The sequence below is a fragment of the Thermostichus sp. MS-CIW-34 genome (genome assembly GCF_054060435.1).
The window spans coordinates 1-26,596 of sequence record NZ_JBSSDE010000018.1 but is presented as its reverse complement, the minus strand read 5'-3'; the positions used below and the strand labels follow the sequence as shown (position 1 = coordinate 26,596).

Annotated in this window: 24 protein-coding genes; 16 read left to right on the top strand and 8 right to left on the bottom strand. The window is 59.2% G+C overall.

Annotated features, from left to right (window positions below; all coding sequences use genetic code 11):
• Positions 1–18 precede the first annotated feature (18 nt).
• Positions 19–1,917, bottom strand: a complete 1,899-nt coding sequence (gene cobJ / locus ACVWYY_RS07935; RefSeq protein ID WP_457440155.1) for a precorrin-3B C(17)-methyltransferase — start codon at positions 1,915–1,917, stop codon at positions 19–21.
• Between the two features lie 76 nt (positions 1,918–1,993).
• On the opposite strand from cobJ, the gene ACVWYY_RS07930 reads away from it, so the two are divergent.
• The 4 genes from ACVWYY_RS07930 to ACVWYY_RS07915 are packed head-to-tail and all read left to right on the top strand — an operon-like array spanning position 1,994 to position 4,360.
• Positions 1,994–2,674, top strand: a complete 681-nt coding sequence (locus ACVWYY_RS07930; RefSeq protein WP_457440153.1) for a hypothetical protein — start codon at positions 1,994–1,996, stop codon at positions 2,672–2,674.
• Between the two features lie 60 nt (positions 2,675–2,734).
• Positions 2,735–3,199 carry an FKBP-type peptidyl-prolyl cis-trans isomerase gene (locus ACVWYY_RS07925; RefSeq protein ID WP_011432059.1) on the top strand — a complete coding sequence of 155 codons (465 nt, stop codon included), beginning with the start codon at positions 2,735–2,737 and terminating at the stop codon, positions 3,197–3,199.
• Positions 3,200–3,243: 44 nt separating this feature from the next.
• Entirely contained in the window at positions 3,244–3,870 is a 627-nt protein-coding gene (locus tag ACVWYY_RS07920; RefSeq protein ID WP_457440150.1) for a 5-formyltetrahydrofolate cyclo-ligase, read from the top strand.
• Positions 3,871–3,901: 31 nt separating this feature from the next.
• The gene (locus tag ACVWYY_RS07915; protein ID WP_457440148.1) at positions 3,902–4,360 is read left to right on the top strand and encodes a hypothetical protein; all 459 of its coding nucleotides are present in this window, start codon (positions 3,902–3,904) and stop codon (positions 4,358–4,360) included.
• 3 nt (positions 4,361–4,363) lie between these two features.
• Here ACVWYY_RS07915 and ACVWYY_RS07910 read toward each other — a convergent pair whose 3' ends face one another.
• Positions 4,364–5,638, bottom strand: a complete 1,275-nt coding sequence (locus tag ACVWYY_RS07910) for an amidohydrolase family protein (RefSeq protein ID WP_457440146.1) — start codon at positions 5,636–5,638, stop codon at positions 4,364–4,366.
• Positions 5,639–5,792: 154 nt separating this feature from the next.
• On the opposite strand from ACVWYY_RS07910, the gene ACVWYY_RS07905 reads away from it, so the two are divergent.
• From ACVWYY_RS07905 to ACVWYY_RS07865, 9 genes are all read left to right on the top strand, one after another.
• Complete coding sequence (locus ACVWYY_RS07905; protein WP_414389483.1) at positions 5,793–6,821, top strand: BMP family protein; 1,029 nt, start codon at positions 5,793–5,795, stop codon at positions 6,819–6,821.
• A complete protein-coding gene (locus ACVWYY_RS07900) occupies positions 6,793–8,355 on the top strand; it encodes an ABC transporter ATP-binding protein (RefSeq protein ID WP_457440143.1) in 1,563 nt (520 codons plus the stop codon). Before ACVWYY_RS07905 ends, ACVWYY_RS07900 begins: the two co-directional genes overlap by 29 nt.
• Positions 8,345–9,394 carry an ABC transporter permease gene (locus ACVWYY_RS07895; RefSeq protein ID WP_414413422.1) on the top strand — a complete coding sequence of 350 codons (1,050 nt, stop codon included), beginning with the start codon at positions 8,345–8,347 and terminating at the stop codon, positions 9,392–9,394. The genes ACVWYY_RS07900 and ACVWYY_RS07895 overlap by 11 nt, the downstream gene beginning before the upstream one ends.
• A gap of 6 nt (positions 9,395–9,400) precedes the next feature.
• Entirely contained in the window at positions 9,401–10,357 is a 957-nt protein-coding gene (locus tag ACVWYY_RS07890; protein WP_457440141.1) for an ABC transporter permease, read from the top strand.
• A 66-nt stretch (positions 10,358–10,423) separates the two neighbouring features.
• Complete coding sequence (locus ACVWYY_RS07885) at positions 10,424–11,107, top strand: dual OB domain-containing protein (RefSeq protein WP_011432051.1); 684 nt, start codon at positions 10,424–10,426, stop codon at positions 11,105–11,107.
• On the top strand, positions 11,104–11,721 hold the full coding sequence (locus ACVWYY_RS07880; RefSeq protein ID WP_457440139.1) for a DUF488 domain-containing protein: 618 nt from the start codon (positions 11,104–11,106) through the stop codon (positions 11,719–11,721). Before ACVWYY_RS07885 ends, ACVWYY_RS07880 begins: the two co-directional genes overlap by 4 nt.
• Complete coding sequence (locus ACVWYY_RS07875) at positions 11,718–12,149, top strand: DUF488 domain-containing protein (RefSeq protein ID WP_414383681.1); 432 nt, start codon at positions 11,718–11,720, stop codon at positions 12,147–12,149. Before ACVWYY_RS07880 ends, ACVWYY_RS07875 begins: the two co-directional genes overlap by 4 nt.
• 263 nt (positions 12,150–12,412) lie before the next feature.
• Positions 12,413–14,179, top strand: a complete 1,767-nt coding sequence (gene hflX / locus ACVWYY_RS07870; RefSeq protein ID WP_457440136.1) for a GTPase HflX — start codon at positions 12,413–12,415, stop codon at positions 14,177–14,179.
• Between the two features lie 115 nt (positions 14,180–14,294).
• Positions 14,295–16,043, top strand: a complete 1,749-nt coding sequence (locus ACVWYY_RS07865) for a diflavin flavoprotein (protein ID WP_457403710.1) — start codon at positions 14,295–14,297, stop codon at positions 16,041–16,043.
• 118 nt (positions 16,044–16,161) lie between these two features.
• Here ACVWYY_RS07865 and ACVWYY_RS07860 read toward each other — a convergent pair whose 3' ends face one another.
• The 6 genes from ACVWYY_RS07860 to ACVWYY_RS07835 form a co-directional block, all read right to left on the bottom strand.
• Positions 16,162–16,632, bottom strand: a complete 471-nt coding sequence (locus tag ACVWYY_RS07860; protein ID WP_011432045.1) for a hypothetical protein — start codon at positions 16,630–16,632, stop codon at positions 16,162–16,164.
• 238 nt (positions 16,633–16,870) lie between these two features.
• A complete protein-coding gene (locus ACVWYY_RS07855) occupies positions 16,871–17,521 on the bottom strand; it encodes a precorrin-8X methylmutase (RefSeq protein ID WP_011432044.1) in 651 nt (216 codons plus the stop codon).
• An 84-nt stretch (positions 17,522–17,605) separates the two neighbouring features.
• Positions 17,606–17,947 carry a histidine triad nucleotide-binding protein gene (locus tag ACVWYY_RS07850; protein ID WP_011432043.1) on the bottom strand — a complete coding sequence of 114 codons (342 nt, stop codon included), beginning with the start codon at positions 17,945–17,947 and terminating at the stop codon, positions 17,606–17,608.
• Positions 17,948–18,031: 84 nt separating this feature from the next.
• Positions 18,032–18,370 (bottom strand): hypothetical protein, encoded by a 339-nt coding sequence (locus ACVWYY_RS07845; protein WP_011432042.1) that lies wholly within the window; start codon positions 18,368–18,370, stop codon positions 18,032–18,034.
• Between the two features lie 789 nt (positions 18,371–19,159).
• A complete protein-coding gene (locus tag ACVWYY_RS07840; RefSeq protein ID WP_457440133.1) occupies positions 19,160–21,253 on the bottom strand; it encodes an FAD-dependent oxidoreductase in 2,094 nt (697 codons plus the stop codon).
• A 77-nt stretch (positions 21,254–21,330) separates the two neighbouring features.
• Positions 21,331–22,008, bottom strand: a complete 678-nt coding sequence (locus ACVWYY_RS07835) for a molybdenum cofactor guanylyltransferase (protein ID WP_457403708.1) — start codon at positions 22,006–22,008, stop codon at positions 21,331–21,333.
• A gap of 77 nt (positions 22,009–22,085) precedes the next feature.
• Here ACVWYY_RS07835 and ACVWYY_RS07830 point away from each other — a divergent pair, with 77 nt between their 5' ends.
• From ACVWYY_RS07830 to ACVWYY_RS07820, 3 genes are all read left to right on the top strand, one after another.
• Positions 22,086–22,373, top strand: a complete 288-nt coding sequence (locus ACVWYY_RS07830; protein ID WP_414373940.1) for a DUF2103 domain-containing protein — start codon at positions 22,086–22,088, stop codon at positions 22,371–22,373.
• Positions 22,374–22,480: 107 nt separating this feature from the next.
• Entirely contained in the window at positions 22,481–23,923 is a 1,443-nt protein-coding gene (locus ACVWYY_RS07825) for a TIGR03279 family radical SAM protein (protein WP_457440131.1), read from the top strand.
• A 4-nt stretch (positions 23,924–23,927) separates the two neighbouring features.
• Entirely contained in the window at positions 23,928–26,471 is a 2,544-nt protein-coding gene (locus ACVWYY_RS07820) for a UPF0182 family membrane protein (RefSeq protein ID WP_457403707.1), read from the top strand.
• The last annotated feature ends 125 nt before the right edge of the window (positions 26,472–26,596 follow it).

Genomic DNA, 26,596 nt, shown 5'->3' with positions numbered 1-26,596 from the left:
GTCTGGGCTTAACACCCGTCAAGTGGGTTCTTCGCCCAGGCAATAGCCCCGCGGGGTAATCAGCCGGTCTCCATGGCGAAAGGTCTGAGAGTTGCCGATAAGAACCAGGGTGAGCATGTCCACCTCCTCTGGATCCAGCTCCCCTAGGGTGGTGAGGTGGAGGGTTTCGCCGGGGCGGTAGAGGTTGCGGGCCAAAGCCACGGGGGTATGGGCGGGTCGGGCCTGCAGAAAGATCTGTAGAGCCTTGAGGAAGGGATCCACCCGCTGCCGGGAGCGGGGGTTGTAAAGGGCCACCACAAAATCGGCAGCTGCAGCCGCCTGCAGGCGTTTTTCGATCACCGGCCAAGGGGTAAGCAGATCCGAGAGGGAAATGGCGCAGAAGTCGTGCATCAGCGGAGCCCCCAGCCGGGCAGCAGCCGCCTGGAAGGCAGAGATCCCCGGCAGCACCTCCAGAGAAGGGCGGATCCCATCCCAGCCAGAGCGGGCCAAGCACTCCAACACTAGCCCCGCCATGCCGTAAATGCCCGCATCCCCCGAAGAAATCACCGCCACCTTCAGCCCCTGCTGCGCCCAAGCGATGGCCTGTTTGGCCCGCTGCAGCTCTTGGGTAATGGGAGAGACCTCCCGGATTTGGCCGGGGTGCAAAAGGGGATCCACCAGATCCAGATAAAGCTGGTAGCCAACAACCACATCGGCCTGAGTTAAAGCCATACGGGCAGCCAAAGTCAATTGACCCAGATCCCCAGGACCAGTGCCGATGAGCCAGAGGTGGCCGCTGCGAGGGGAATACTCCTGCGCCGCGCGGGCAATGGCCAGGGTGCAGGCCCCTTCGGTTTCTGACGTGAAGACCTGCTTGGGGCAGAGAAGAGTTGCCTTCCCCTCCGCAACGCAAGAGGGCCTCTCAAAAGCTCGGTCACCTCTTCCCCAGATCTGAGCCGCCAAAAGAGCAGCCGCCTCGGCTACGGAGGGAGTGCCCACCGCCTGCCGCACCGCCTCCGAAGGGTGGGGCACTGGGATCCCAGCCAAAGCCTCTGCCGAGAAAAACTCAATGGGCCAGCCATAGGCTTGGGCCAGCTCCAGAAGACCTGGCTCGTTTTGCTTCAGCTCCAAGGTGGCCAAGCCGGCAATGGCCTCAAAAGCCAGCCCCTGGGCCTGCAACAGGCGGCGCAGGGATCCCTCTAGCCAAGCGCGGGTGGTGCCCCGCTCGCAGCCCACCCCCACCCACAGCACCCGCGGATGCCAGTGCACTGTCGGGATCTCCGTGGGAGGGGAGAGGTATTCCCCAATCCAGATCTGGGCAACGGGATGGGGAGGAGAGGAGGCCACTAGGGGATGATCTGCCGGCCAAGCTTGTCGCCAAAGCCGCGTGCCGCAGGTCTGGTGAACGGCCACCGGCTCTCCCCGCGTCAAGGCGGCTGCCACCCCGTTCCAATCTCCAGCGCCCCGCCGCCAGCCGTAGGGATCCCCCAGCAAATCCAAAGGCGGGATCCCCAGCCCCTCGGAAGCAGAGGTGAGAACCGGCTGGGCTCCCAAGGTAGCGGCCACCTGCCGCGCCAGGGCATCGGCCCCCCCCACATGTCCCCCGCACAGGCTAATAGCCCAGCGACCGGCTTCGTCCACCACCACCACCGCTGGATCCCGCTGCTTGTCCTGCAAGAGGGGGGCAATGAGCCGCACCACCGACCCTGCGGCCAAGATGAAGAGACAGCCCTGCACCTGGGGCCAGGTTTGGGCAACGGCTTCTGCTAGGGAGCCTGGCGCTGTGGGATCCTTGGGATCCCCGTAAGCCTGCCAGGGGGAGGGCAGCCCCTGCGGGTCAGCTTTGCTCCAGCAGCTCACCTCCTTGCCTAGGAGGGGGATCAGAGAGTTGGCCAACCGGCGGGCGCGCGGGCTGGGGGCAAACAGAGCAAGCTTCATCGAGCGTGGGCCAAGGCCAGGATTCTCCCCGGATCCTATACTGGACATAGAGCCACCCGCGAAGGGACAAGTGCCGATGGTCATCCCACCTGGACTGATGCTGCCCCTAATCCCCCTGGAGGTTTTGCTCTCCACGAAGGGGCTGATGTTTTTGCTGCTATCGGCCTATGGGGGGGCCATGTGGACATTCTTAAGCGGCGCTCCCCGCGTCCACACCATCATCGTGCCGGACTTGGAGCAGGCCAGAGGGTTTTACGAGAAGGTGTTGAAACTGCCGGAAGCGGAGCTGCCCCTGCAGTACTACTACGGCTACGAGCAAAGCATGGTCGGCTACAGCCTAGGATCCGCTTACTTTCCAGGGGATATTGGCCTCAGTCCCCGCTTCGATGCCAAAGCCCGTCCCACCTCTGGGCCCACCCAATTGGATACCCCCGGACTTTGGTATCAGCTCTCCGACAATGTGCAATTGCACGTGATCCCCGGCTCCACGGATCCCTATGGGGGCTCTGGCCCCTACGGCAGCACCTCCAGGCCCAGCTCCTCATCTGCTTCTGCTTACGGGACTGTACCGGCAGCGGGCCGCAGCAGCGGCGTTCGCTATCGCCATGTCAGCTATGAGCGGGAGTCCCTTAGGGCCCTTCTGAAGCGAATCAACAAACAAGGGATCCGCAACAGCATTCGCTCCGAGAAACCCTTTGTCTTTTGGGTGCGGGATCACCAGGGTCAGATTATCGAATTTGCCGAACTGAAAGGCTGACGGGATCCTCTAAGATTGGTAAAGGAAAGCAAAAAGTCGGCGGTGGGGAGACGCCAACGGATGAAACGGGTGCTGCTGTTGGTGCTGGGCTTGCTGTGGCTTGGGGTGTGGGGCGGCCAGCCGGCCATAGCTCTATCGCGGGCCAAAGACAATCCGGTGGTGAGCGTGCAATCCCCAGCCAAGGACTTCATCACCACCGAGTCGGGATTGCAATACTACGATATTGCTCAAGGCAGTGGGCCTTCCCCTCAGCCGGGGCAAACGGTGGTGGTGAACTACGTGGGCAAACTACAGGATGGCACCATCTTCGATAGCTCCTACAAGCGCAATCAGCCTTTTGTCTTCACCTACGGAGTAGGGCAGGTGATCCGTGGCTGGGAGGAAGGGCTGGCCACCATGCGAGTGGGGGGCAAGCGCTACTTGCGCATTCCGCCGGAGTTGGCCTATGGCAGCCGCGGGGCAGGCGGGGTGATCCCCCCCAATGCCACCTTGGATTTTGAAGTGGAGCTCCTGGCCATCCAGTAGATTCAGATCTTGCAGAGACCGAATATCCAAGCGGCATTGGGCTTGTGCAGGAACTCCCTTCCCCGGAACTGTCTTCTTCTTGGCGGCCCAGTTCTCTGGCAGCAGATCCTGCCCTAGAAAAAGCTCGCCTGCGCCAGCACTTTCGCCAGCTACGGCAGAGGTTGGACAGATCCCTTATCAGCCAGAAGATCGTGGCTCATTTGGCCTCTTGCCCCCAACTTTTGGCCGCCAAAACCATCCTGGCCTATGTGGCCTTCGGCTCCGAGGTGGACTTGGGATCCCTGTTTGCCCTTTTTCCAGAGAAGCAGTGGGGGATCCCCCGTTGTCTGCCGCGGCGGCAAATGCAGTGGCACCGCTACCAGCCGGCTGAGCTTGTCCCCAACTGCTGGGGCTTGCTGGAGCCTTCTCCCGGCAGCACAGTTATCGACCCTGGCAAGGCGGATTTGATCCTGGTGCCCGCCCTGGCCTGCGATCGGTGGGGAAGGCGTTTGGGCTATGGCGGCGGCTATTACGATTGCTTTTTGGCCTCTCTGCCGGATCCCAGTGTGCCCAAGTGGGGCATCCTCCCCCAAGCCTGCTTGCTGGAGCAGCCCCTGCCTCAGGATCCTTGGGATCAGCGCCTGGATGGGATCCAAACCGAGGAGAGGTTCTACGAGACGGGGATCCCCTAGACTAAAGAGGGTGGGCCTTGGAGGAAAAACGATGAGCCAAGTTTGGAAGCTGGCGCAGTGGCTAACCCAAAAGCTGCGTCTTGTCTGCATGAGCTTTGGCTGTGTGGCATTGGCGGTGCTCTTGATGGGCTTTGGGGCGATCCCCCTGCAACTGAAGGATCTCCACGTCACCCCCTGTCCCGATACCCCCGAATACACCAACCTGGTGACCAGCAACGGCAACCCCATACCGGCCAGGTGCCTGTTTATCGAAGGCAGGGTGGTAAACCGCTCCAAAAATACCCTGCTGAACGCGGATGTCTTCGGTCGGCTTTACGATGCCAACGGCAACGAGGTTCTGCCGGAGCGTACCCGCCTGGGGGCCATTGCAGAAGTTCCTCCCGGCGAGAGCCCTTTTTCAATTCGCATCTCCGTGCCGGTGACCAGCCCCCTGCCCCTCACCCTGGAGCAATTCAAGGCCAGCGGCTTCAGCGGTACCGTGCGTCGTTAACGTCTAAAGCTGGCGGGTGAACTCCACCTGGGTGGGGCGCTCAGGCAAATGGAGCTGGGCAACCACAGGCGGGGTTTGGGCGATCAGCCGGCCCCGGCGGAAGACATACAGGCAAGCTGGTTTCAGGCGAATGGCTTCGACGGCATCGGCGGCCTGGAGCACCACCAGATCGGCATAGCAACCGGGTTCTAGGCCGTAGCCTTCCAACCCCAGAATGCGGGCCGGATTCTCCGTAACCGCCAAGAAACACTGGCGCATCTGCTCATAGCCTGTCAGGTGGGCGGCGTGGATGGCCATGTGGGCCACCTCCAGCATGTTGCCGCTGCCCAAAGGGTACCAGGGATCCATCACGCAATCCTGGCCAAAGGCTACCGTCAAGCCTGCGGCCATCAGCTCGGGCACCCGGGTCAGCCCCCGTCGCTTGGGGTAGGTGTCGTGGCGACCTTGGATGACCATATTGACCAGCGGGTTGGCGATCACCCCCAGCTCTGCCTCGGCCATCAGGGGGATCAGTTTGCTGACGTAGTAGTTGTCCATCGAGTGCATGGAAGTTAGATGGGATCCGGCTACCCGCCCCTGCAAGCCCAGCCGCAGCGTTTCGTAGGCCAAGGTTTCCACATGGCGCGAAAGCGGATCGTCCGTCTCGTCGCAGTGCAGATCCACCCGCAGGCCGCGCGCCGCAGCAATCTCGCACAGGGCCCGCACCGAAGCTGCTCCCTCGGCCATCGTCCGCTCGAAGTGGGGGATCCCGCCCACCACCTCCACCCCCAAATCCAGAGCCTTCTCCAGAAGCTGCACCGCCCCTGGCGAGCGATAGTAGCCATCCTGAGGAAAGGCCACCAGTTGCAAATCCAAGTAGGGAGCCACTTTTTGCTTGACTTCCAGCAGCGCCCGCACCGCCAACAGGTTGGGATCGCACACATCCACATGGGTGCGGATGGCCAGGATCCCGCGCGCCACTGCCCAGTCGCAGTAGGTTAGAGCCCGCTCGATGACCGCCTCCGGAGTTAGCAGTGGCTTCAACTCTCCCCAGAGGGCGATCCCTTCCAGCAAGGTGCCCGATTGGTTGACACGCGGGATCCCGTAGGTGAGGGCAGCATCCAGGTGAAAGTGGGCATCCACAAAGGGGGGCGACACCAAGCGGCCGCTCACATCGATCTCCTGGGGAGCAGTAGCCTGCAGATTTGCCTCCAGGGCAACGATGCGCTCCCCCTCGATGCCGATGTCGATTCCCTTACGGCCATCTGGCAAATTGGCCCGGCGCAAAATCAGATCCATATGTTGATGTTGTGGCTATTTCAACTTAGGTTGTTCATTACAAACAAGCTTCTTCCCGAAAAATCGTGTTTTACAGTACACATTTCTGGGGATCCCCCCTTTACAATGAACCGGTCAGTAACCCGATCTCGAACTAACCTCAACAGAAGCGACTATGGCACGTTTAGAACTCTCCCGGCGGGACTTCTGCCTGCGTTCTGGGGCTTTTGTGGCTGGCCTGATGGGGAGCCGCTGGTTGGTTCGCGATGCCGCGGTGGCTCAAGGAACCAAGCTGAAGGTGGCCGGGGTTTATACGGTTCCCATTGAGCAGCAGTGGGTGAGCCGGATCCATAAAGCGTTGATGGCTGCCCAGGAGCGGGGGGATATTGACTACACCTGGTCAGAGTCAGTTTCCAACACCGACTACCCACGGGTGCTGCGTCAGTATGCCGAGAGCGGCGTCCAACTGCTGGTGGGTGAGGTCTTCGGGGTGGAGCGGGAAGCGCGGGAAGTAGCCAAAGACTATCCCAAGGTCAGCTTTTTGATGGGATCCAGCCTCAAGCCGGATCCTGCCCTGAGCAATTTTGCCGTGTTTGACAACTACATCCACGAGCCTTCCTATCTGACGGGAATGGTGGCCGGGGGGCTGACGCGCTCCAAAATCATCGGCATGGTGGGGGGCTATCCCATTCCAGAGGTGAACCGCCTCATGAATGCTTTTATGGCAGGGGCGAGGGAACTGCAGCCGGAGGTGAAGTTTTTGGTCACCTTTATCGGCAGTTGGTTTGATCCCCCCAAAGCCAAAGAGGCGGCTTTTGCCCAAATTGATGCCGGCGCAGATATCCTCTATGCAGAGCGGTTTGGGGTATCTGATGCCGCCAAAGAGAGGGGCGTTTTGGCCATCGGCAATGTGATCGATACCCAGCCTGATTATCCAGAAACAGTGGTGGTCAGCGCCCTGTGGCACATGGAACCCACCATCGACAGAGCCATTGCCGCGGTGAAGGCCGGAGAGTTTAAGGCAGAGGACTACGGGATCTACAGCATGATGAAATATGGGGGATCCAGCCTCTCCGACTGGGGAACCTTCGCCGACAAGGTTCCGGCTGAACTGAAAGCTAAGGTGATGCAGAGGCAGGCAGAGATTCTGGCAGGGTCTTTTGTTGTAGCCATCGATGATAGCGAACCCAAGTCCACCCTCTGAAGCGCCTTTGGCCTTGAAGGTGGTGGGCATTACTAAGCGCTTTGGTGCTCTGCTGGCCAACGACCAGATTGATCTTGAGCTGCGGGCCGGGGAGATTCTGGCCATCTTGGGGGAAAATGGGGCGGGCAAAACGACGCTGATGAATATCCTGTTTGGGCACTATGTTCCCGATCAGGGTCAGGTGTGGGTGTTTGGTCGGCCCCTCAAGCTGGGATCCCCGGCGGCTGCCCTGGCGGCGGGGATAGGCATGGTGCATCAGCATGTGGTCTTGGCCGATAATCTGTCGGTGCTGGACAACATTCTGCTGGGCACTCAGCCCCTGTGGCACCTATGGTCTCGGCGGCGAGAGGGACGGCAGCGCATCCAAAAGCTGGCCGAGGAATTGGGGTTGGCCGTGGATCCCGATGCCCTGGTGGGATCCCTGACCTTAGGGGAGCGGCAGCGGGTGGAGATCCTCAAGGTGCTGTATCGAGGGGCGCGGATCCTGATTTTGGATGAGCCTACGGCGGTGTTAACCCCACCGGAAATTGAGCCGTTTTTTCACACCCTACGGCAGATGGCCGGTCGCGGACTGGGGATCCTGCTGATTTCCCACAAGCTCCAGGAGGTGATGCGCATCAGTGACCGGGTGATGGTGCTGCGGTCAGGGCGGGTGGTGATGGCGGGCAAGACGGCTGAGATCCATCCCACAACTCTGGCGGAAGCGATGGTGGGGCAGCGGTTGGCGGCGGTGGTCAAAGCCCCTTTGTCTCCGGGGGAGACGGTCTTAGAGTTGCAGCAGGTCTCCTGTCGGGTGGGGCAGCAGCATCTGGAGCAGGTTTCTCTGACGGTGCGGCGTCACGAAATCGTGGGTATTGCCGGGGTGGCGGGCAATGGGCAGGCCGTTCTGGCAGATCTGGTCTGTGGGGTGATCCGGCCCCACCAAGGTCATCTGCATCTGTATGGCCGAGTCCTGCGGCTGATCTCTCCTGCTGAGATGGTGCGGCAAGGCATGGCTCGGATCCCGGAAGACCGCCACAAGACCGGACTGATCGGTTCCCTTAGCCTGTGGGAGAATTGGGTGATCGAGCGCTATCGGGATCCCGAACTCTCGCGGTGGGGGATCCTGCGTCACCGGCAAATCTATCAGCAGGCTCACACCTGGCTACAGACCTACGACGTGCGGGGACTCCAGAGTGGGGATCCGCGGCAGGCGCTCCAGATGCCAGTGCAACTGCTGTCCGGCGGAAATATGCAAAAAGTGATCCTCTCGCGGGAGCTGTGTCGGGATCCCCAGGTAATTGTGGCTCACCAACCGACGCGGGGACTGGATCTGGGGGCTGTGGCTTACGTGCATGCCCAACTGCTGGCAGCAGCCCGAGCTGGAGCCGGGATCCTGCTCATTTCTGAAGACTTGGATGAATTGCTGAGTTTAGCCGATCGAGTGGCGGTGCTCTATCGCGGTCGGCTTTCCCCAGCAATCCCAACCCAAACCACAACGGTGACCGCCTTGGGGTTGCGCATGGCCGGGCAGGAGGTGGCCGATGCGTGTTGAACCTCGTTCCACTGTGCCCCTTTGGCTGATCCTGAGTGCGCCGATGGCAGCCATTGTCCTGGCTTTCCTCTCCTGTAGCCTGCTGATCCTGTGGACGGGATCCCCGGTTTTGGCAGCCTATGGAGCTTTGCTGCGGGGAGCGGTGGGATCCCCCTTTGCCCTGAGCGAAACTTTGACGCGGGCCATTCCCCTGATCCTGACGGGATTGGCGGTGGCGGTGTGTTTTCGGGCCAAGTTGTGGAACATCGGTGCAGAAGGCCAGTTTTATGGTGGGGCTCTGGCTGCCAGCCTCTTGGGCACCGCTGGGCTTTCGCTGCCGCGCCCGTGGTTGGTGCTGGTGCTGCTGCTGGCGGGCTGGATTGCTGGAGGGCTGTTGCTGTGGATCCCGGCCTGGCTCAAGACTCAGTTCCAGGTGGACGAAGTGGTGACCACCCTGCTGCTCAATTTTGTCATTCTTCTCGGGATCAGCTATCTCCTGGAAGGCCCCCTCAAAGATCCTCTGGCCCTGGGTTGGCCCCAAGGTCGTGCCCTGGCGGAGAGTGCTCTTCTGCCGCGGCTGATTCCCCGCAGTCGTCTCCACGCTGGTTTAATCATCGCCCTGCTTGCTGCCCTGGGGGTGTGGGCCATAGAGCGGTTCACCGTTTGGGGCCTAGAAATGCGAGCCGTAGGCGCGAACCCGGAAGCGGCCAGGTTTCTCGGCATCCCAGTCCAGGGAGTTATTTTGTATACCTCACTGCTGGGAGGGGGGCTGGCAGGCTTGGCGGGAGCTTGTGAACTTCTCGGGCTCAAGGGCTATCTCACCTTGGATTTATCCCCGGGCTTTGGCTACACCGGCATTGTTGTTGCCCTGTTGGCCCAACTGCATCCCTTGGGAGTGGTGGGGGCCGCAGTTTTCATTGCCGGGGTTTATGTGGGAGCCGATACCATGGGGCGTAGCTTGGGCGTTCCCACCTATCTTGCCGATGTCATTGTTGCTGCTGCCCTGCTGTGGATGTTGGTCTGCATGGGATTGGCCCGTTATCGTCTGCGCTGGGACTGAGCACCCGTGTCTGCACTCCTGAGTCTAATCAGCTTAATCAGCACCACCAGCTTCTGGGTGGCCACCCTGCGCATTGCCACTCCCTTGCTCTTTGGCACTTTGGGCGAAGTCCTCTGTGAGCGGGCCGGCGTTCTCAATTTGGGCATCGAAGGGATCATGACCCTGGGGGCCATGACCGGTTGGCTGGTGGTCTATCAGGGATCCGGATTGTGGTGGGGCGTAGCCTTTGCTGCCACCCTAGGTGCCGGCGTGGGCTTGATTCACAGCCTGTTGACCGTCCGCCTTGGGGTTTCCCAGCACGTCACCGGCATTGGCATTACCCTCTTGACCATCAATGCTGCTTATTTTGTTTATCGCATGGCCCTGCCCCAGGTCACCTCTCCTCCCAAAATCGTCCCCTTCAGCCCTTGGCCGATCCTGGGTCTCTCCAGCCTGCCCTTTCTGGGAGAAACCCTGTTTACCCAGCCGCCCCTCACCTACCTCAGCCTTCTCCTGGTGCCCCTCATGGCCTACATCCTCTACCGAACTCCGCTGGGCCTGGCCGTGCGCATGGTTGGAGAAAATCCCCAGGCTGCCGCTTCCCAGGGGATCCCGGTCTATGCCGTTCGTACCGGAGCGGTGATGGTGGGCAGCGCTCTTATGGCCGTGGCCGGTGCTTTTTTAACCCTCTCTGCGTTCGATGCGTTTTTCTTCAATATCGTCAATGGGCGGGGGTGGATTTGCATTGCTCTGGTGGTTTTTGCCGCTTGGGATCCCTGGCGAGCCTTAGGAGGAGCGTTGCTGTTTGCCGGGTTTGATGCTTTGCAATTGCGCCTTCAGCAGCTTTGGGGTAGCCGGATCCCCTATCAGTTTTTCTTAATGTTGCCCTATCTGCTCAGTATTGTGGCGTTGATTTTGGTCTCTCGCCATGCCAAAGCGCCCCGCGCCCTTTTGATCCCCTTTCGCCCTGAAGAACGGATTTGACTACTGGACTTTCAAGAAGCCGAAAATTACTCCCATTGAGCCTTTGCCCTTGCCCCAGAAGCCTGTATGTCTTACGTCAAGACGATTGTCTGTTTCGCCAACTCCAGAAAAATGGCCGGTCGCTGTATTGCCGGCAAGGAATGGCAGAACGGAGAGCCAGGAGAATGGGTGCGTCCTGTCAGCAGCCGCCCGTCACATGAGGTCTCTGAACATGAGAGGTACTACGAGAGCGGTGGCGACCCAGAACTTCTTGATATTCTCTGTGTCTCTTGTGATACACCTCAGCCACTACCTCACCAGAGGGAGAACCACGTTATCAATCCAAAGCACCGCTGGAAAAAAGTTGGCCACCTGCCTTGGGAGGATATCAACAGTTGGCTAGACAACCCTGAGAATCTCTGGGGCACTGGCGAGAGCAGCTATGCTGGGTGGAACAACCGGTTAAGTGTCGGGCGAGAAAGCGGAGTTTCTCTTTACCTTGTACCGGTCGAGCATTTGCGTCTGTTGGTTGGTTACAAGGCACCAGGATACCCGAATTCTAAGCGTAGAGTACGCGGCGAGTTTGTATACAAGGGAGTAAAATACTGCATGGATGTTACCGATCCTGTGATTGAACGGGATTTCCTAATGGGCGAAGACGGTCAATATGACATCCCCGATCCGGTGCTGTGTGTTAGCCTTAGCGATCCCTACTTGGGCTATTACTACAAGCTGATAGCGGCTGTTCTCTACTCAGGTCGACTCATATGAAATCAGAGATCTACACGATTGGTCACTCAAACCACGAGATTGATTTTTTCATAGACTTACTGCGCCAGTACAACATCACCGGTATTGGCGACGTTCGTTCACGTCCATATAGCCTTTACGTCCCTCAATATTCACAAGAAAAGTTGAAAAGTGCTTTAGCGGCAGCAGGTATTGCTTACGTCTTTCTGGGCAAAGAATTGGGAGGACGTAGCGAAAATCCGAGCTGCTATGATCAGGGTAGGATTCAGTATGAACGACTGGCAAATGAGCCAGCCTTCCTCGAAGGGATCGACCGTCTGATCCAAGGTTCTAGTCGGTATCGGATCGCACTGATGTGTGCTGAGAAAGACCCTATTGAATGTCATAGATCGTTGCTGGTGGCGCGTAAACTTTTTCAAAGTGGGATTCCGGTCAACCACATCTTGGCCAATGGCTCTTTGGAGACTCATGAGGCTCTAGAATCTCGTCTTCTTGCCCTTTGCAAACTTCCAGAGGGCGACTTGTTTAGAAGTCGGGAAGAGTGTATAGCCGAAGCCTATCTCATTCAAGGCAGGCGTGTCGCCTATCGAGATGAGAAAATGTCAAAAAGTGATGAGCGGAGCGCGAGGCCATGAAGATATTTACAATAGGGTTCACGAAGAAAAGTGCAGAACAGTTCTTTAATCGTTTAAAACAGCCTGGTCTAGTTCGAGTTGTTGATGCTCGACTTAACAATACCTCACAACTGGCAGGATTCACGAAAAAGAATGACCTAGAGTTCTTCCTTCACGAGATCTGTAAGCTTGGATACATTCATTTGCCAGAATTGGCACCGACCCAAGAAATTCTTGATGCTTATAAAGCTAGTGGTGACTGGTCTAATTATGAGAGACAGTTTTTGTCGTTGATGGCCGAGCGTCGTATCGAAGATCAAGTGGATAAAAGTATTCTCGATGGAGGATGTCTGCTTTGTAGTGAAGCTACTCCTGAGCACTGTCATCGTAGGCTGGTTGCTGAATATTTGCGCAGAAAATGGGGTGATGTTGAAATCGTGCATCTATGATAACTAAGAGCTGGCACTACGGCTTTTTCCGATTTATGCAGCTATTCCAAGTTGCAGCAGGATTCCGGCAACACGGAGCGAAAGGGATGCCCAACCGATTTGGAAACTCTCTCACCGACAGCAAGCTCAATACAGGGATCCCAGCTTGGGCAGCTCCAACACTGGGCCAGTGTTTGCCACCGTTGCTTTTGGATCCCAAGTTCCTGCTGTCAGCTAGCGTGTATGGTAGATGAAAGCTTGTTTTTGGGTCTTTCCCCGTCCCCATGCCCAGGGCTAGCACCTCTCGCCATCAGACCGACCCCCGCTTCAGCTCTGCTATCGCTCCACGACGCTTTCCCGAACAGGCCAAAGGGTTAAAGCCCCACCAACAAAAGCAACTGCAACGGCTTTACCAACTGCGCCTACCCCCCAACCGCCTGGTGACGGTGGAGTTTGCCCAACGGCTGGGATCCCTGACCCAAGAGTTGGAAGGCCGGCCCATCAGCGTTTACCTCAACCGGCGCGGCCAGGTGATCCGCGTAGGGGTGGGATCCCCTTTTGAAACCCAGATCCCGGCTTGGGAATTGCCCCGCCAGGGGGCCGAGCGCCTATCCGGGATCCGCTGCATTACCACCCAAATGGGGGAGGGGGGCCCCGGTCAAAAAGCGCTGACGGCCATGGCCCTGCAGCGTTTGGATGCCCTCATCACCCTTTCCGTGTCCAAGTCAGGAGGGCACCGACGCCGGGGAGGAGCGGCTACGGGCTTTGTTCACCGGGCCTATCTGGCCCATCTGCTGCCGGAGGGAGAGCGCCGTTGGCAGGTTTCTGAGCCTTTGCCTTTGGGGATCCTGGCAGAACAGGATCTGCAGGAGCTGGTGGCGGAGCTAGAAGATGGCTTTCGGCGCCAGTTGACCGCCCGCCAGGTGGATCTGGATCAGGATCGGGCCATCCTGGTGGGGCTGCAGGAGTCCGGGCAGAGCTACGAGGATCTCATGGATGGGTTGGCGGAGCTGAGCCGCCTGGTGGAGAGTGCCGGCGGACAGGTGCTGCAAGCCCTCTGGCAGAGGCGGGAAGGCCCCAATTCGGCCACGGTAATCGGATCCGGTAAGGTGCAAGAGCTGGCTCTGCTGGTCCAGGATCTGGGCGCTAACTTGGTGGTGTTCGACCGGGAACTTACCCCCAGCCAGGTGCGCACCTTGGAAGAGGCCCTGGGAGTGCGGGTGGTGGATCGCAGCGAGGTGATCTTGGATATTTTTGCCCAGCGGGCCAGAACCCGGGCCGGAAAATTGCAGGTGGAGCTGGCGCAACTGCAGTATTTGCTGCCTCGCCTGGCCGGTCGCGGTCGCACCATGTCTCGGCTAGGTGGGGGCATCGGCACCCGTGGCCCGGGGGAAACCCAACTGGAAATGGAGCGGCGGGCCATCCAGCGACGCATCACCAAGCTGCGGCAAGAGGTGGAAGAGCTGCGCCGCCACCGCCAGCGGCTGCGCCAACGGCGCGAGGCATCCCAAATTCCTGTGGTGGCCCTGGTGGGCTACACCAACGCCGGCAAATCCACCCTCCTCAATGCCCTCACCCATGCCCAGGTCTACGTGGCCGACCAACTCTTTGCCACCTTGGATCCCACCACGCGGCGGCTGGAGCTGCCCGACCAGCAGGCGGTGCTGTTGACCGACACAGTGGGATTTCTAACCGAATTACCAGACCAACTGGTGGATGCCTTTCAAGCCACCCTGGAAGAGGTGACGGAAGCCGATGCCCTACTACATGTGGTGGATCTCTCCCACCCCAACTGGGAGGGGCAAATCGAGGCGGTGGAAACATTGCTGGACGAGATGCCCTTGGCCACCGGCCCCCGGCAGCTGGTGTTTAACAAAATCGACCGCCTGGATCCCGAATGGGTAGAGGATGTGCGCCTGCTCTACCCGAAGGCCCTGTTTGTTTCCGCCACCACCGGCCAAAACCTGGATCAGTTGCGCCACACCCTGGCCCAATTTGCTGCAGTTCTAAGCCCCAACCCCTTCGATAGTCAGGAACCCAAGGATCCCTAAAAGCATTCCATAAGGATTTCCAAACCTGCATAGCTCATCTTCATCCGCCGTCAACATAAACATTCAGTTACATTGAGATCAGGATTGTGACCCGACTTAAAGTTAGGGAGAGAACATGGCCACCACTGCAGTTGCACCTCAAGTCGCACCTCGCCTGGCCCAGCCCCATCTGACGCTGCAAACTCTGCCCATCGGGGCCGACACCCTTGCCATTCGCTCCCAAGATTGGGATCGGGATCGATTTGACATCGAATTTGCTCTGGAAAATGGCACCACCTACAACTCCTTCTTGATTCGCGGCGAGAAGGTGGCCCTCATCGACACCTCCCACGAGAAGTTTCGCCAGTTGTACCTGGATTGCCTGCAAGGGATCCTAGATCCTGCCCAGATCGACTACCTGGTGGTCAGCCACACCGAGCCAGATCACAGCGGCCTAGTCGGTGATCTGCTGGAGCTGGCGCCCCAGATGACGGTGGTGGCCTCCAAGGTGGCCATGCAATTTCTGGAAGATCTGGTGCATCGGCCCTTCCGGCGGCTGGTGGTGAAACAGGGAGATCGCTTGGATCTGGGCAAAGGGCACGTTCTGGAGTTCATCTCGGCCCCCAACCTGCACTGGCCCGACACCATCCTCACCTACGACCACGGCACCCAGATCCTCTACACCTGCGACGTGTTTGGGATGCACTACTGCGACGATTTCGCCTGGGACGAACATCCCCACCTGTTGCAGGCCGACTTCAAGCTCTACTACGACTGCCTCATGGGGCCCAACGCCCGCTCGGTGTTGTCCGCCCTGAAGCGCATGGAAGCCTTGCCTCCTATCGCTGCCATTGCTACCGGCCACGGCCCCCTGCTGCGCCATCACCTGTCCGACTGGGTGGGGCAATATCGCACCTGGAGCCTCGAGCAGGCCAAAGCTGAACGGATGGTGGCAGTGTTCTACCTGTCGGGATATGGCAAGGCGGAAACCTTGGCTCAAGCCATTGCCCGTGGGATCCAAAAAACCGGCATCCAGGTGGAGCTGGCAGATTTGCGGCTGGTGGATGCCCACGAGGTGCGGGAGCTGATGAGCTTGGCCGCCGGTGTGGTGATAGGCATGCCGCCCCAATCGGGGCCAGAGGCGGCCACTACCCAGGTGCTGCTGAAAACCCTGCTGGCCTCTGCCCACAGCAAGCAGGGCTTTGGCCTGTTCGAGTCAGGGGGGGAAGACGACGAGTCGGTGTACCTCTGCCGCAACACACTGCAAGAAATCGGCGCCAAAGAGGTGTTTGCCCCCATTCTGCTCAAGCAGCCTGCCGGCGAGGCCCTGCTGCAACTGGCCGAAGAAGCAGGTACCGACCTGGGGCAGTGGCTGACCCGGGATCGCAGCATTCAGCAGATGAAAGCCTTGGATGCCGACCTGGATCGCGCCCTGGGCCGCATTAGCAATGGCCTCTACATCATCACTGCCCGCAAAGGGCAAGCCACCAGCGCTATGCTCGCCTCCTGGGTAGCCCAAGCCAGCACCGATCCGCCAGGGATCAGCATTGCGGTGGCCAAGGATCGGGCCATCGAATCCTTCCTGCAGGTGGGAGATACCTTCGTGTTAAATGTGCTGCAAGAAGGCCATTACCAACCCTTGATGCGCCACTTCCTGAAGCGATTTCCACCGGGAGCCGACCGCTTTGCCGGGATCAAGACCTACCCTGCTGCCAACGGATCCCCCATCTTGGCCGATGCTTTGGCCTACCTGGAGTGCCGTGTGGTGAGCCGCCTGGAAACCAGCGATCACTGGGTGGTGTACAGCACCCTAGAAGCTGGTCGGGTCTCCAGCCCAGAGGGCCTCACCGCCATCCACCACCGCAAGGTAGGGAATCATTACTAATACTGTACTAATACTGATAGTGAGCAGTGAGAAGAGAGAAGTGAGAGATAATTTCTCACTCCCAGCCCTTCTCCCTGGGGAAGCTGGGATCCCTGTAGCGAACAGACTCACAAAAACTTCAATAGGACTGCCGATAGACCAACCCACTGGGATGTAGGAAAAAAGGGCTGTCTTCTCCCAGGCGGATCCCGATCTGCTCCAGCTGTTCCCCTTGGCGGGTCGCAGGCCCTAAGGGCAGCCCCTCTGTTCCCTGTTGAATCCTTTGGGATCCCTGCTGGGCTGGCCGATAAGGGACGCTGTTCAAACCTGAAGAGAGGGGATCCGAGGGGGCATACCTCTGTCGCCAGCGCTGGTAGGGGCTGACCGGTTCGGGAAAATGTTGCGTAGCGATAACCTCTGCCTTGTCGAGTGCAGTAGCAGTGTGGAGCACTTTCTGGGCTGTCGAGAGAGTAGAGGCAAGTGTTGACGATTCTGACAACTGCAACTGTGAAGAGGGCGAAAGGACGACCACCGGGCATGGCTCAGCTTGTGCCCAAGCCCCCGGCGCAAAAACCCAGGCAAGCCAGCAAAAGAAGATGGCACACCGCATGGGAAGATCCCTCCATAGGCCCAACCCAGTCGTCTCTCAGGCCATTTTCTGAAGAGGCAGGACTGAGAGCGCAGCTCCCATCTTGCCGATGCCGACTTGAAGGCCGGGTGATCGGGATCCCCCCAGTTGAGTGATCTCGATCAGATCAGCAGACCTACTCTAGAAATGGGGTCTAAAGCCCTGCTCTACCGCTGCGCAGTTTGCCTTGGCTTAGCCAGCCAGTAGAGCAAGGAGCATGTCAAGAAACGGCGGATTTGCCAGGATAGTCTGCGCTGCTGACCCGTATATAGGCGTGCCAAGCCAAGTCCAGCAGGCCATCCAACACCGCTGCAGCCACTGCCGGGCCTCCTTTGCGTCCCTCAGTGCGGATGTGGGGCACCATGGAATCGGCTAGCTCCTGCTTGGCTTGCACCACGTTCACAAACCCAGCCGGCGTGGCGATGACCAGAGCAGGGGCCACCTCCTTCTTTCTAATCAGCTGCACCAAGGTGGAGAGGGCAGTCTGGGATTGGCCAATCACAAAGATCGCCTCAGGGTAGCGTTGGGCCAGAGTTTCCAAGCCCCAAGCGGAGCGGGTCTTGTCCCTTTGGGGGCGGGTAATGGCTTCGCTGCTGCAATAGATGGGGTTGGAAAAGGTGTTCTGAACAGCCCAGGCAATGCCCACCTGCACCATCGGCTCATCGACCACAATGGTGGTACGCGCTGCCAAGGCCGCCGCCCCAGCCTGTAAGGCTTCGTTACCAAAACGGATGAGGTTCAAGTACTCAAAGTCGGCAGTAGCATAAATAACCCGACGAACCACCTCATACTCAGCAGGAGAAAGCTCGTGCTTGCCCACCTCCTGGTCGATGATCATCAAACTCTCTGCATCGGTTACGTGCCACTCCATCGATCCCAGACCCCGCCCGCTGTTTACCTCCGTAATGACAGGATTGTACCTGCAGAGGCTCCAATGGGTGGGAAAAACCATCGCTCAACCTGGGGGCCAGCCCATCCCCCGACCGCCCAGAACGTGAATGTGGAGATGAAAGACGGTTTGCCCGCCGTCTTCTCCTTCGTTGATCACCAATCGGTAGCCTTTATTTAAACCTGCCTCGGCAGCCACCCGCTGAGCGGTCAGCAGGAGATGTCCCAGCAATGCCTCATGTTCGGGCTTGGCCTGGGAAATGCCGGGGATGGGCTCTTTGGGCACCACCAAAATGTGGACAGGGGCTTGGGGGGCAATATCTTTGAAGGCCAGGGCTCTATCGTCTTCGTAAACGATTTGTGCAGGGATCTCCCTGCGGATGATCTTGCCGAAAACTGTGTCGCTCATGGGTGCTCACAAACCAGTTCTGCCCCTAGCCTACCTGCTAACCGCGCCTTCTCCTACCCAGGTGGCGAGAGTGGCGCTCGGCATCTACTGCTTCAGCAGCCATTCAAATTCCTGCCGCAGTGATTGAATATGCCCCACTCGCGAGACCAACAGCGCATCTCGCCCGGCATCGCGAAAACGAGAGCGCCACATACTGACCAAATCGGGGTTGCTGCACCAAAAGCGGATAACAGCGTCGACCAACTGATCCAAGTCCCAGCCGCGCCGGGCCGGCACTTCCTCCACGGATCCCAGCAACGCATCGAGGGTGCAGGAGCTGGTACCCAGGTATTCCACCCCACAGGGCCGCTGGGCCAGCTTCTGTTGCTGATGAAAGAACTGCAGAGCAGGGGCGATGCCGATGATCTCGAAGGTGTAAACCATGTTGCTCCGCAACGCTGACGCGACTGGGCTCAGTCCTACAGAGTTTTTTGCGAAAGATCCTAAAAAGGGGACTAGCAGTCTCAAAACCAAATCAAGGTTGGGATCCCTTCCCAACTATCCTCGATCTGATCCTGGATGTTAGGTATTGATTATACTCAACTTGGGCAAAATGCCAAGGCAAAGGACAGGCAGATCCCTGCGTGGCGAAATACTTTTGCGCCACAGAGGAAGGCTTTGCCTGATGGGCACTCCCTCGTTCAGCTCTGTGTAAATAATCTGTGCAGAAATCTGTGCAGATAAGAGGTAAAGCTGCTAGCAAACACAAGTGAGGACTGCTAGCATCCAATGGGATCTTTTGCTAATTGGCTTTAGCTACACAACTACAGCCCACTAAGGGACCACGGGATACGGTTGTATGGTCATTCTAGGCTAATTGAGACACTCCCCAAGCGTTCCGCGCCGCTGCCGCGACCACCCCCAGCCCCTTTCCCAGAGGGAGTCATCCCTCACCCCCAACCCCTCTCCCAAAGGGAGAGGGGAGTTAGGAAGCAATACAACAGAAATCTTTCAGTTCTGTTTAAAATGACTATAAACCTGCTTGTTTTAAACCTCGTTAGGGTCAAGCCTCGGAAACACGATTTTTGTATCCCCCAGTTTGTGAACAGGCTGTATTGTCACCTGCCTTTTCTGCAGACATTGAAGCAGACATTGAAGATTGTGACTTGAGGCAAGCAAAAGCACAGGCATCAAAAAACTGGCGTGGCCGCATTCTCCGACCGCGCCACCAGCTCAAGCCCTCTCCTCTATCCAAGTCGGTATTGTGTTTTGGGTCTTTTCTTGAGTGGGGGGGAGTTGAAACTGGATGCGCGGCTGCCCTACCCCATACGTGAGGGTGTAGCTCCACTGCAGGCAGCGCAGCCACAGGCGGGGGTAACGCGCTTCTAGCCAGGGCTGCAGGCGACGCAGCAGATTTGGAAGCCAGCCCCTGAGCAAAGCAGAGGTCAAGGCCAGGCCGGTATAGCTGAGGTAGGTGGGTAGCCACTGGGCAAAGCCTTTGGCCCCTACGGCCTCCCAGATCCACAGCAGCAGCCGTGGGTTTTGCAGGGCAGCTTTGATGGCCATGCGGTTAAAGGCCAGCCAGCCAGCCCGGTCTTTGATGAAATCGTCCACCACCTCCGGCGGCTCGGTGGCGAGAATGCCGAAAAAGCTGTTGAGAGTGGCATTGATGCGCTCGGGGGGCAGCACCTTGCCGGTGGGCACCATCATCCCCCGCGAGAAGAGCCAGGTGACGGCGGAGTTGCCCTGGTAGGCCCGGATCTGGGCTAAGTCTGCAGCCCTGAGCAGGTCGTGGCGCAGCGCCGTATCCAGCAGATCGCACAGGCGGGGGCAATTGCGCACCAGGGATCCAAACCCGGTAAAGCTAAGGGGCGATTGCATAGCCGCCGCATCCCCTATGAGCAGTATCCGGTCAAAGGGTTCCGAAGACTCCGCCCCGCTGCCGCCAACAGGGTGCCGGGGCTGGCCAAATCGTCCGGGGATATAGCCGAAGGTCGCTTTTTTCCACTGCAAGCGCTCTGGGTCGCAGCGGCGGTATTCCGGCAGAATAGTGAAAAAATCTTCGTACAGTTCCAGCAGGGATCCGGGGTTTTCCGGATGCACCTGGTGGTAGTGGAACAGATAAAAGGTAAGATCTTCGCCTGGCCCGGGGAACAGCTCCCAAATGAGTTGCCGACCGCGGCTGATGTCCCCGTGGCTGGCCAGAATGTCCCCAAACTGGGGATCCCATACCCCTGGCTCAAACCCCCCCGCAATGGTAGCCCCCACCGTGGGGCAGACGCTATCAAAAGCCCGATGGCGGTAAAGCTGCTGGGCAATGGGAGAGACTGTTCCCATAGCATCCACCACAAGGCGGGATCCCAGCCGAAACTCCTCGCCGGTGGGCAAATCCTTCAAAACCAGCGTGACGCCTTGTTCGCCAACATAGGCCCGCTGAAACTCGGTGCGCTCGTAGATAGCTCCCCCGCAGGAAGTGAGGATTTGGCCACAGAGCTGCAATAGCTTTTCCGCGTCAATGGCCAGATTGAGTACCGTCGGCGTGTGCAAAACGGGAGCGCGAACCGGGCTATTGCCGTCAAAAAACTTGTTGAACCCATCTGTATATTCCCGCAGGATCAAGCTCTCCATCTGCTCGGCGCTCAGAAGGCCCAAATCCACCAGGGTTTGCAGCTCCCGCCGGGAGATGTTCCACTCGCGGTTCATGCGGCCAAAAGGAAGCCGCTCCACCAAGGCCACGCGGTAGCCCAAGCGAGCCATGGCCGCTCCATAGAGGGCTCCCAGCGCTCCTCCCACGATGGCCAGATCCCACTCCACTGGGGCCGGCTCAGGGGCAGGCTGGCGAAACAAGACCGGCTGAGCAGGGCGGTGGGCTGCGTGGCAATGTTGCACTTCTTCCCGCCAGCGCTTTTCCCACCAGTACACCCGCTGCAGGTCAAATTCTCCATTGGGGATCCGCCGAAAATACTTCACCGTTTGCGGGTAGAAAGGCTCAAGCTGATCGAAGATGGATCCCCGGTTCAGGTCGATCTGGGGCAACTGCGGGTAGCAGTGGGGAAATTGGCTTTGAATGGCCTGTTCCAGCTCTCCCAGCCAGCGAGCTTGGCGGGGGAAGGGCTGTTCCGACCACTGGAACACCTTGAGATAGGTGGTGTTCAGCCCCGACCACAAGAAAAGGGCCAGCTCAGCGCCGGATCCCTGTAGGCGCAGGCCCGTGGGGGTAAGAACCTTCTGGCTGCCTTGGGGCAGGGGGATACACTCCTGTAGCCAGCGCAGCACTTGAGCACTATCGGGGCAAGGGATCTCGCGGTAGTAAAGGGAAGTAAGCACGGCGCCGAGATAAGAAACCGAGCAAATCTTTACCCATTGTGACATGAGGGGATCCCTCCCTTTGCCGATCCCAGGGATCACCCCCTACCCAGGTTTCCCCCCAGCTGCAGATCTGCAGGGGTGTTGCAATTGGTGAGCATCCTCTCAAGGGACTCCGTCCCGCTGTCGGGAACGGTCAGGGGCAGGATGGCTGTTGGCACCTGGGACAACCAGCCCTGAAAGGATCTTCCTCCTGCCTGCAAGAAACTCTCCAGAGAACCTAGCTGCGCCAGGCGATAGAAGCCACACAGGGGCTCCCAGCCCCGCTGACTTTTGGGCAGGGCGGCCACCGTCTGAGGGGGCAGGGTGGCAAGGCGCTGTCGCCAATCCCCAAGAACCTGCTCCTGCAAGCAGGGCAGATCGCAGGCCAGCAGCAGGATCCACTCCGGGGGAGCAGCCAAGGTTTGTAGCCGCCGGATCCCCTCTTGAAAGGCCAGCAGCGGGCCTCGGTGTTGCTCCGCAATGCTGTCGCGGCTGTGAACGTTTTCCCGCCAGAGGTGCCAACCGGGATCCACCACCGGCGCATAGCGCTCCGGCCAGGGGGTGAGGATGTAAACCGCGTCGGCGCAGGCTGCTGCCACCTGAGCCACCCGTCGCAGCAGGGGGATCCCATCCCAAAGCACCAAGGCTTTGTCGGATCCCATGCGGCGGCTGTTGCCCCCGGCCAAGATCAGAGCCACGACCGCAGGCGGGGAATCTTCAGGCATTTTGGACATCCAGTTTTCCACAACGAGCAGCAGGTATTTGTGGAGGAATAGGATAGGGATCCCATCCTCTCCTCACTTTGGCCGCCATGTCTGAGCCCTCTGGTCGTCTGGTTTGGAACCACTCCACCCACATCTCAGGGTTGATCCCTGTTTTGGAACGCCTGACCCGGCAGGCGGGCATTAAAACCGTGACGCCGGGCGCTCTGTCCTGCAGCCGTGGGCGGATCCCCCAGTTGCAGTTGCGGGTTTCGGTGCCGATCCGGGGCGGGTACAAGCTGGTGGCCCGCAAGGGAAGCAGCGTGCAGGAGGTGTTTGTGGTGACGGATCTCAGCCAAACCGAGCTAGAGGCGGCTATTCTCCGCTGTTTGCAGTGAGCTCTTCTGGCAACGCAACCGAGCCTCGTTCTTGCTACACAACGCTGTCCCGATCCAGGACTCCGCCCTGCCAACGCGAATAGCACATCTGATTATGAGTCAATCTTATGTCTCGTACTAGCCTCAAGCCTGCCCGCATCAGTGCTGTTTTGCCGGGATCCCTGGCAGCAGAAGCAGGCATTCGACCTGGAGAGGCCCTGGTCAGCATCAACGGCGAGCGCCCCCGCGATCTCATCGACTACCGCTTCCTGATCGCTGAGGAGTGTGTAAGCCTGGAGATCTTGAATAGCCAAGGGATCCCGCGCACAGTTGAGCTGGAGAAGGGAATCGACGAGGATCTGGGGCTAGAGTTTGAGACAGCCCTGTTCGATGGCCTGATCCAGTGCGCCAACGCTTGCCCCTTTTGCTTCATCGACCAACAACCTCCGGAAATGCGGGCAACGCTGCACCTCAAGGACGACGACTACCGCCTCAGCTTTCTCTACGGCAGCTACCTCACCCTCACCAACTTGCCTGCTGCCGAATGGGAGCGCATCGCTCGCCTGCGCCTTTCTCCCCTCTACGTGTCAGTGCATGCTACCGACCCGGAGCTGCGCAGCCGCTTGCTCAAAAACCCGCGGGCTGGCCTGATTTTGGAGCAGTTGGCCTGGTTTCGCCAGCATCGCTTGCAACTGCACGCACAGGTGGTGGTCTGCCCAGGCTGGAACGATGGGGATCACCTCACCCGCACACTCCTCGATTTGGCCGCCTTTCGCCGGCCCGTAGACGGGATCCCTACGGTGCTGTCGGCTGCTGTGGTGCCTGTGGGGCTGACCCGCTTTCGCCCCCCTGGAGATGAGCTGGTTCCTGTGGATGCAGCCAAGGCCCGAGAAGTGATCCGGCAGGTGGAAACTTTGCAGGTCGAGTTTCGGCAAACATTGGGATCCACCTTTGCCTGGCTGGCCGATGAGTGGTATCTGCTGGCGGGGTGGGAACTGCCACCGGCAGAGCACTATGAAGATTACCCCCAACTGGGGAATGGCGTGGGATCCCTGCGGCTTTTCCTCAGCCAGTTCGAGCAGCTCAAACTGCCGCCTGAGCTCCCTTCTCCCCTCAAGGTTCTGTGGGTGGTGGGCAATGCCGTAGAGCAAGCCTTCCAGCCTGTGGTGGAGCAGATGAACCGCATCCGCGGGCTGCAGTTGGATCTTTTGCCTATTGCCAGCCAATTTTGGGGACAAACCCTGACGGTAACCGGGCTGCTGACGGGCCAAGATGTCTTGAATGCCTTGAAATCGGTTGAAAACTTGGCGGCCTACGATGGGCTGCTGCTACCTCAGATTGCCCTTAAGGATGGGGAGCGCTTTTTGGACGATCTGACCTGGCAAGAGGTGCAGGCCCAGGTGGGGATCCCGGTGGTGCGGGTGGACGGCGGGCCGGCAGGCTTGGTGCAGGCGGTGCAACAGCTAGAACAGGGCTATGCCTACGGCACCCTGTGTTGTTCCGCAACGCTCGGGCGAAGGGAAACTGCACCGCTGACGCGACCAAGAACAGCTTTGAGCCGAGGATCCTGAGGCGATGCAGAGGTTGCGGCGAGGATTGTTTCTGCTGCTGGGGGTGGGGCTGGGGATCCTGGCCATCACGGCTTTGGCCTCTTTCTATGTAGATCTGGCCTGGTTTGCCGAGCTGCATGCTCTGCCGGTGCTGTGGACGCGGGTAATTGCCCGCTGGGGGCTGGGCCTGGGCGCTTTCCTCTTTGCCCTGGCGGTGGTGGGATCCAACATCTGCTCCTGCTGGCGGGGGGCAACCTTGGCTGGGGCCTGGGCGATTGCCACAGGTTTGAGTGTTTTCTTTGCTTGGTCTCTTTCCAATCACTGGTTCACGCTGTTGCTCTGGCTGAACCAGGGGCCCGTCGGGGAGTCGGATCCCATTTTCAACCGCGATCTCGGCTTTTTTCTCTTCAGCCTGCCTTTCTGGGAGACGGTGCAGCATTGGTGCTTCAACCTGGTGCTGCTCACCTTGATTGCCGTTGTCCTCATCTACTTGGTGGAGCTGGGGCTTTCCGAGCAACGGCTGACCTTGGCCCTCTCTCTCTATGCCCAGCGGCACCTGCTGATCTTGGGGGGATCCCTGTTTCTCATTCGCGCCTGGGGCCATTGGCTGGAGCGCTACGAGCTGCTCTATTCCACCCGCGGCGTTGTGTTTGGGGCCGGTTTTGCCGATGTGCATGCAACCTTGCCGGCCACGACCTTGATGAGCGGGGTGGCAGGCCTGACGGCGGTGGGATTCTGGGCTTTGGCCCGCCAGGGGATCCGCCTCAACCTTCCTTTCCTCAAGTCCTGGTGCCCCCCCTGGGCCAGCTCTCTCTTGGCGCCGGCCATCCTCTGGGGGGCCTACCTGGGGTTTGGGCTGCTAACCACCCAACTTTATCCCCAACTGGTGCAGACCTTCTTGGTCACCCCCAACGAGCTGGAGCTGGAGCGCCCCTACATCGAGGACAACATCCGTTTTACCCGTGCTGGCTTTGGCCTGGCCGATGTCGAAGTCCAACCCTTCCCGGAAGGGGGAGCCCTCACCTGGGAGATCCTGCAGCAGAATCAATCCACCCTGAGCAACGTGCGCCTCTGGGATGCGGATCCCCTATTAGCCACCTACCGCCAACTGCAAGAAATCCGCCCCTACTACCAATTTCCCTATGTGAATGTGGATCGCTACCGCATTGGGGGAGAATTGCGCCAAGTTATGCATGCCGCCCGCGAGCTGGACTTTGCCCAGGTACCCCCCGCCGCCCAAACCTGGGTTAACCGGCGGTTTTTCTACACCCACGGCTATGGCCTCACCCTCAGCCCGGTGAATGTGGTGACCCCTGAAGGCCTGCCGGATTTTTTCCTATCGGATATTCCGCCGCGGGTTTCTCCTCGCTACCCTGAGGTGGCCTCCGTCTTGCGGGTGGAGCAGCCGGCCCTCTACTATGGCGAGCTGACCACCACCGATGTTTTCGTGGGCGCTGAGGCGCGGGAATTGGACTACCCTGCAGCAGAGCGCTATGTGTACAGCAGCTACCGGGGCAGCGGTGGCGTGCCCATTCCCCACCTCTGGCAGCGGTTTCTCTACGCCTGGCATTTTGGCGATCTGCGCATCCTTCTCAGCCGCGAGCTGTCTTCTGCCACCCGCTTTCTCTATCGCCGCCAAATCCGCGAGCGCATCCGTCGGGTGATGCCCTTTTTGCTCTACGACCGGGATCCCTACCTGGTCATTCAAGGCGGCAAGCTCTACTGGTTTTTCGATGCCTATACCACCAGCAGCCGCTACCCCTACTCGGAGCACCTGCCCGGCTTTCCCTTCAACTACATCCGCAACTCGGTCAAGGCGGTGATGGACGCCTACAACGGCAGCATCGATTGGTACATTGCCGACCCTCGGGATCCCCTCATCCAAGCCTACGCCCGCATCTACCCCACCCTCTTCAAGCCTCTGGAGGCAATGCCGGAGCCGCTGCGGCAACACATCCGCTATCCCCAAGACCTCTTCCGCCTGCAAGCGCAGCAGTTTGCCACCTACCACATGACGGATCCCCGCCTCTTCTACAACCGCGAGGATCAATGGCAGATCCCCGGCCAGTTCCGCAATCGACGGCGCATTCCCATGCAGCCGCAGTATCTCATTCTCACCTTGCCGAGGGATCCCCAAGGGGTTGCAAACCACACTCCTGAGTTCGTCCTCCTCTCCCCCTATGCCCCTGTTAACAAGCAGAACATGGTGGCTTGGATAGCGGCCCGCTGCGACGGGGAAAACTACGGCAAGCTCCTGGTGTACGAGTTTTCCAAGCAACGGCTCATCTATGGCCCGGAACAGGTGGAAGCACGGGTCAATCAGGATCCCTTAATCTCCGAGCAAATTTCCCTCTGGAACCAGCATGGGTCGCGGGTGAACCTGGGCACGCTGCTGGTCATTCCTATCGAGACTTCTTTGCTCTATGTTCAGCCCCTCTACATCGAAGCAGAACAGGGCCGCTTGCCTCAGCTCACCCGGGTGATCGCTGCCTACGAAGACCGGGTGGTGATGGAACCGACTCTCGGCCAGGCCTTAGAAGCCCTCTTTCTGCCGAGGGGCAGCCGATAGAGAAAGGGATCCCCTCCTCATTTTTGAGGCAGGTAGTTGACGAAACTTAACGGATGTTTTAAGTTTAGGTTGTCAATCTTCGCGCTTCCTTAGGGAAGTTTGTCCTCATGACTACTGTTATCCAA

Coding starts and splice junctions, on each gene's coding strand:
- cobJ (WP_457440155.1), bottom strand. CDS start 1,917: ATGAAGCTTGCTCTGTTTGCCCCCAGCCCGCGCGCCCGCCGGTTGGCC.
- ACVWYY_RS07930 (WP_457440153.1), top strand. CDS start 1,994: ATGGTCATCCCACCTGGACTGATGCTGCCCCTAATCCCCCTGGAGGTT.
- ACVWYY_RS07925 (WP_011432059.1), top strand. CDS start 2,735: ATGAAACGGGTGCTGCTGTTGGTGCTGGGCTTGCTGTGGCTTGGGGTG.
- ACVWYY_RS07915 (WP_457440148.1), top strand. CDS start 3,902: ATGAGCCAAGTTTGGAAGCTGGCGCAGTGGCTAACCCAAAAGCTGCGT.
- ACVWYY_RS07910 (WP_457440146.1), bottom strand. CDS start 5,638: ATGGATCTGATTTTGCGCCGGGCCAATTTGCCAGATGGCCGTAAGGGA.
- ACVWYY_RS07905 (WP_414389483.1), top strand. CDS start 5,793: ATGGCACGTTTAGAACTCTCCCGGCGGGACTTCTGCCTGCGTTCTGGG.
- ACVWYY_RS07900 (WP_457440143.1), top strand. CDS start 6,793: ATGATAGCGAACCCAAGTCCACCCTCTGAAGCGCCTTTGGCCTTGAAG.
- ACVWYY_RS07895 (WP_414413422.1), top strand. CDS start 8,345: ATGCGTGTTGAACCTCGTTCCACTGTGCCCCTTTGGCTGATCCTGAGT.
- ACVWYY_RS07885 (WP_011432051.1), top strand. CDS start 10,424: ATGTCTTACGTCAAGACGATTGTCTGTTTCGCCAACTCCAGAAAAATG.
- ACVWYY_RS07880 (WP_457440139.1), top strand. CDS start 11,104: ATGAAATCAGAGATCTACACGATTGGTCACTCAAACCACGAGATTGAT.
- ACVWYY_RS07875 (WP_414383681.1), top strand. CDS start 11,718: ATGAAGATATTTACAATAGGGTTCACGAAGAAAAGTGCAGAACAGTTC.
- hflX (WP_457440136.1), top strand. CDS start 12,413: ATGCCCAGGGCTAGCACCTCTCGCCATCAGACCGACCCCCGCTTCAGC.
- ACVWYY_RS07865 (WP_457403710.1), top strand. CDS start 14,295: ATGGCCACCACTGCAGTTGCACCTCAAGTCGCACCTCGCCTGGCCCAG.
- ACVWYY_RS07860 (WP_011432045.1), bottom strand. CDS start 16,632: ATGCGGTGTGCCATCTTCTTTTGCTGGCTTGCCTGGGTTTTTGCGCCG.
- ACVWYY_RS07855 (WP_011432044.1), bottom strand. CDS start 17,521: ATGGAGTGGCACGTAACCGATGCAGAGAGTTTGATGATCATCGACCAG.
- ACVWYY_RS07850 (WP_011432043.1), bottom strand. CDS start 17,947: ATGAGCGACACAGTTTTCGGCAAGATCATCCGCAGGGAGATCCCTGCA.
- ACVWYY_RS07845 (WP_011432042.1), bottom strand. CDS start 18,370: ATGGTTTACACCTTCGAGATCATCGGCATCGCCCCTGCTCTGCAGTTC.
- ACVWYY_RS07835 (WP_457403708.1), bottom strand. CDS start 22,008: ATGTCCAAAATGCCTGAAGATTCCCCGCCTGCGGTCGTGGCTCTGATC.
- ACVWYY_RS07830 (WP_414373940.1), top strand. CDS start 22,086: ATGTCTGAGCCCTCTGGTCGTCTGGTTTGGAACCACTCCACCCACATC.
- ACVWYY_RS07825 (WP_457440131.1), top strand. CDS start 22,481: ATGTCTCGTACTAGCCTCAAGCCTGCCCGCATCAGTGCTGTTTTGCCG.
- ACVWYY_RS07820 (WP_457403707.1), top strand. CDS start 23,928: ATGCAGAGGTTGCGGCGAGGATTGTTTCTGCTGCTGGGGGTGGGGCTG.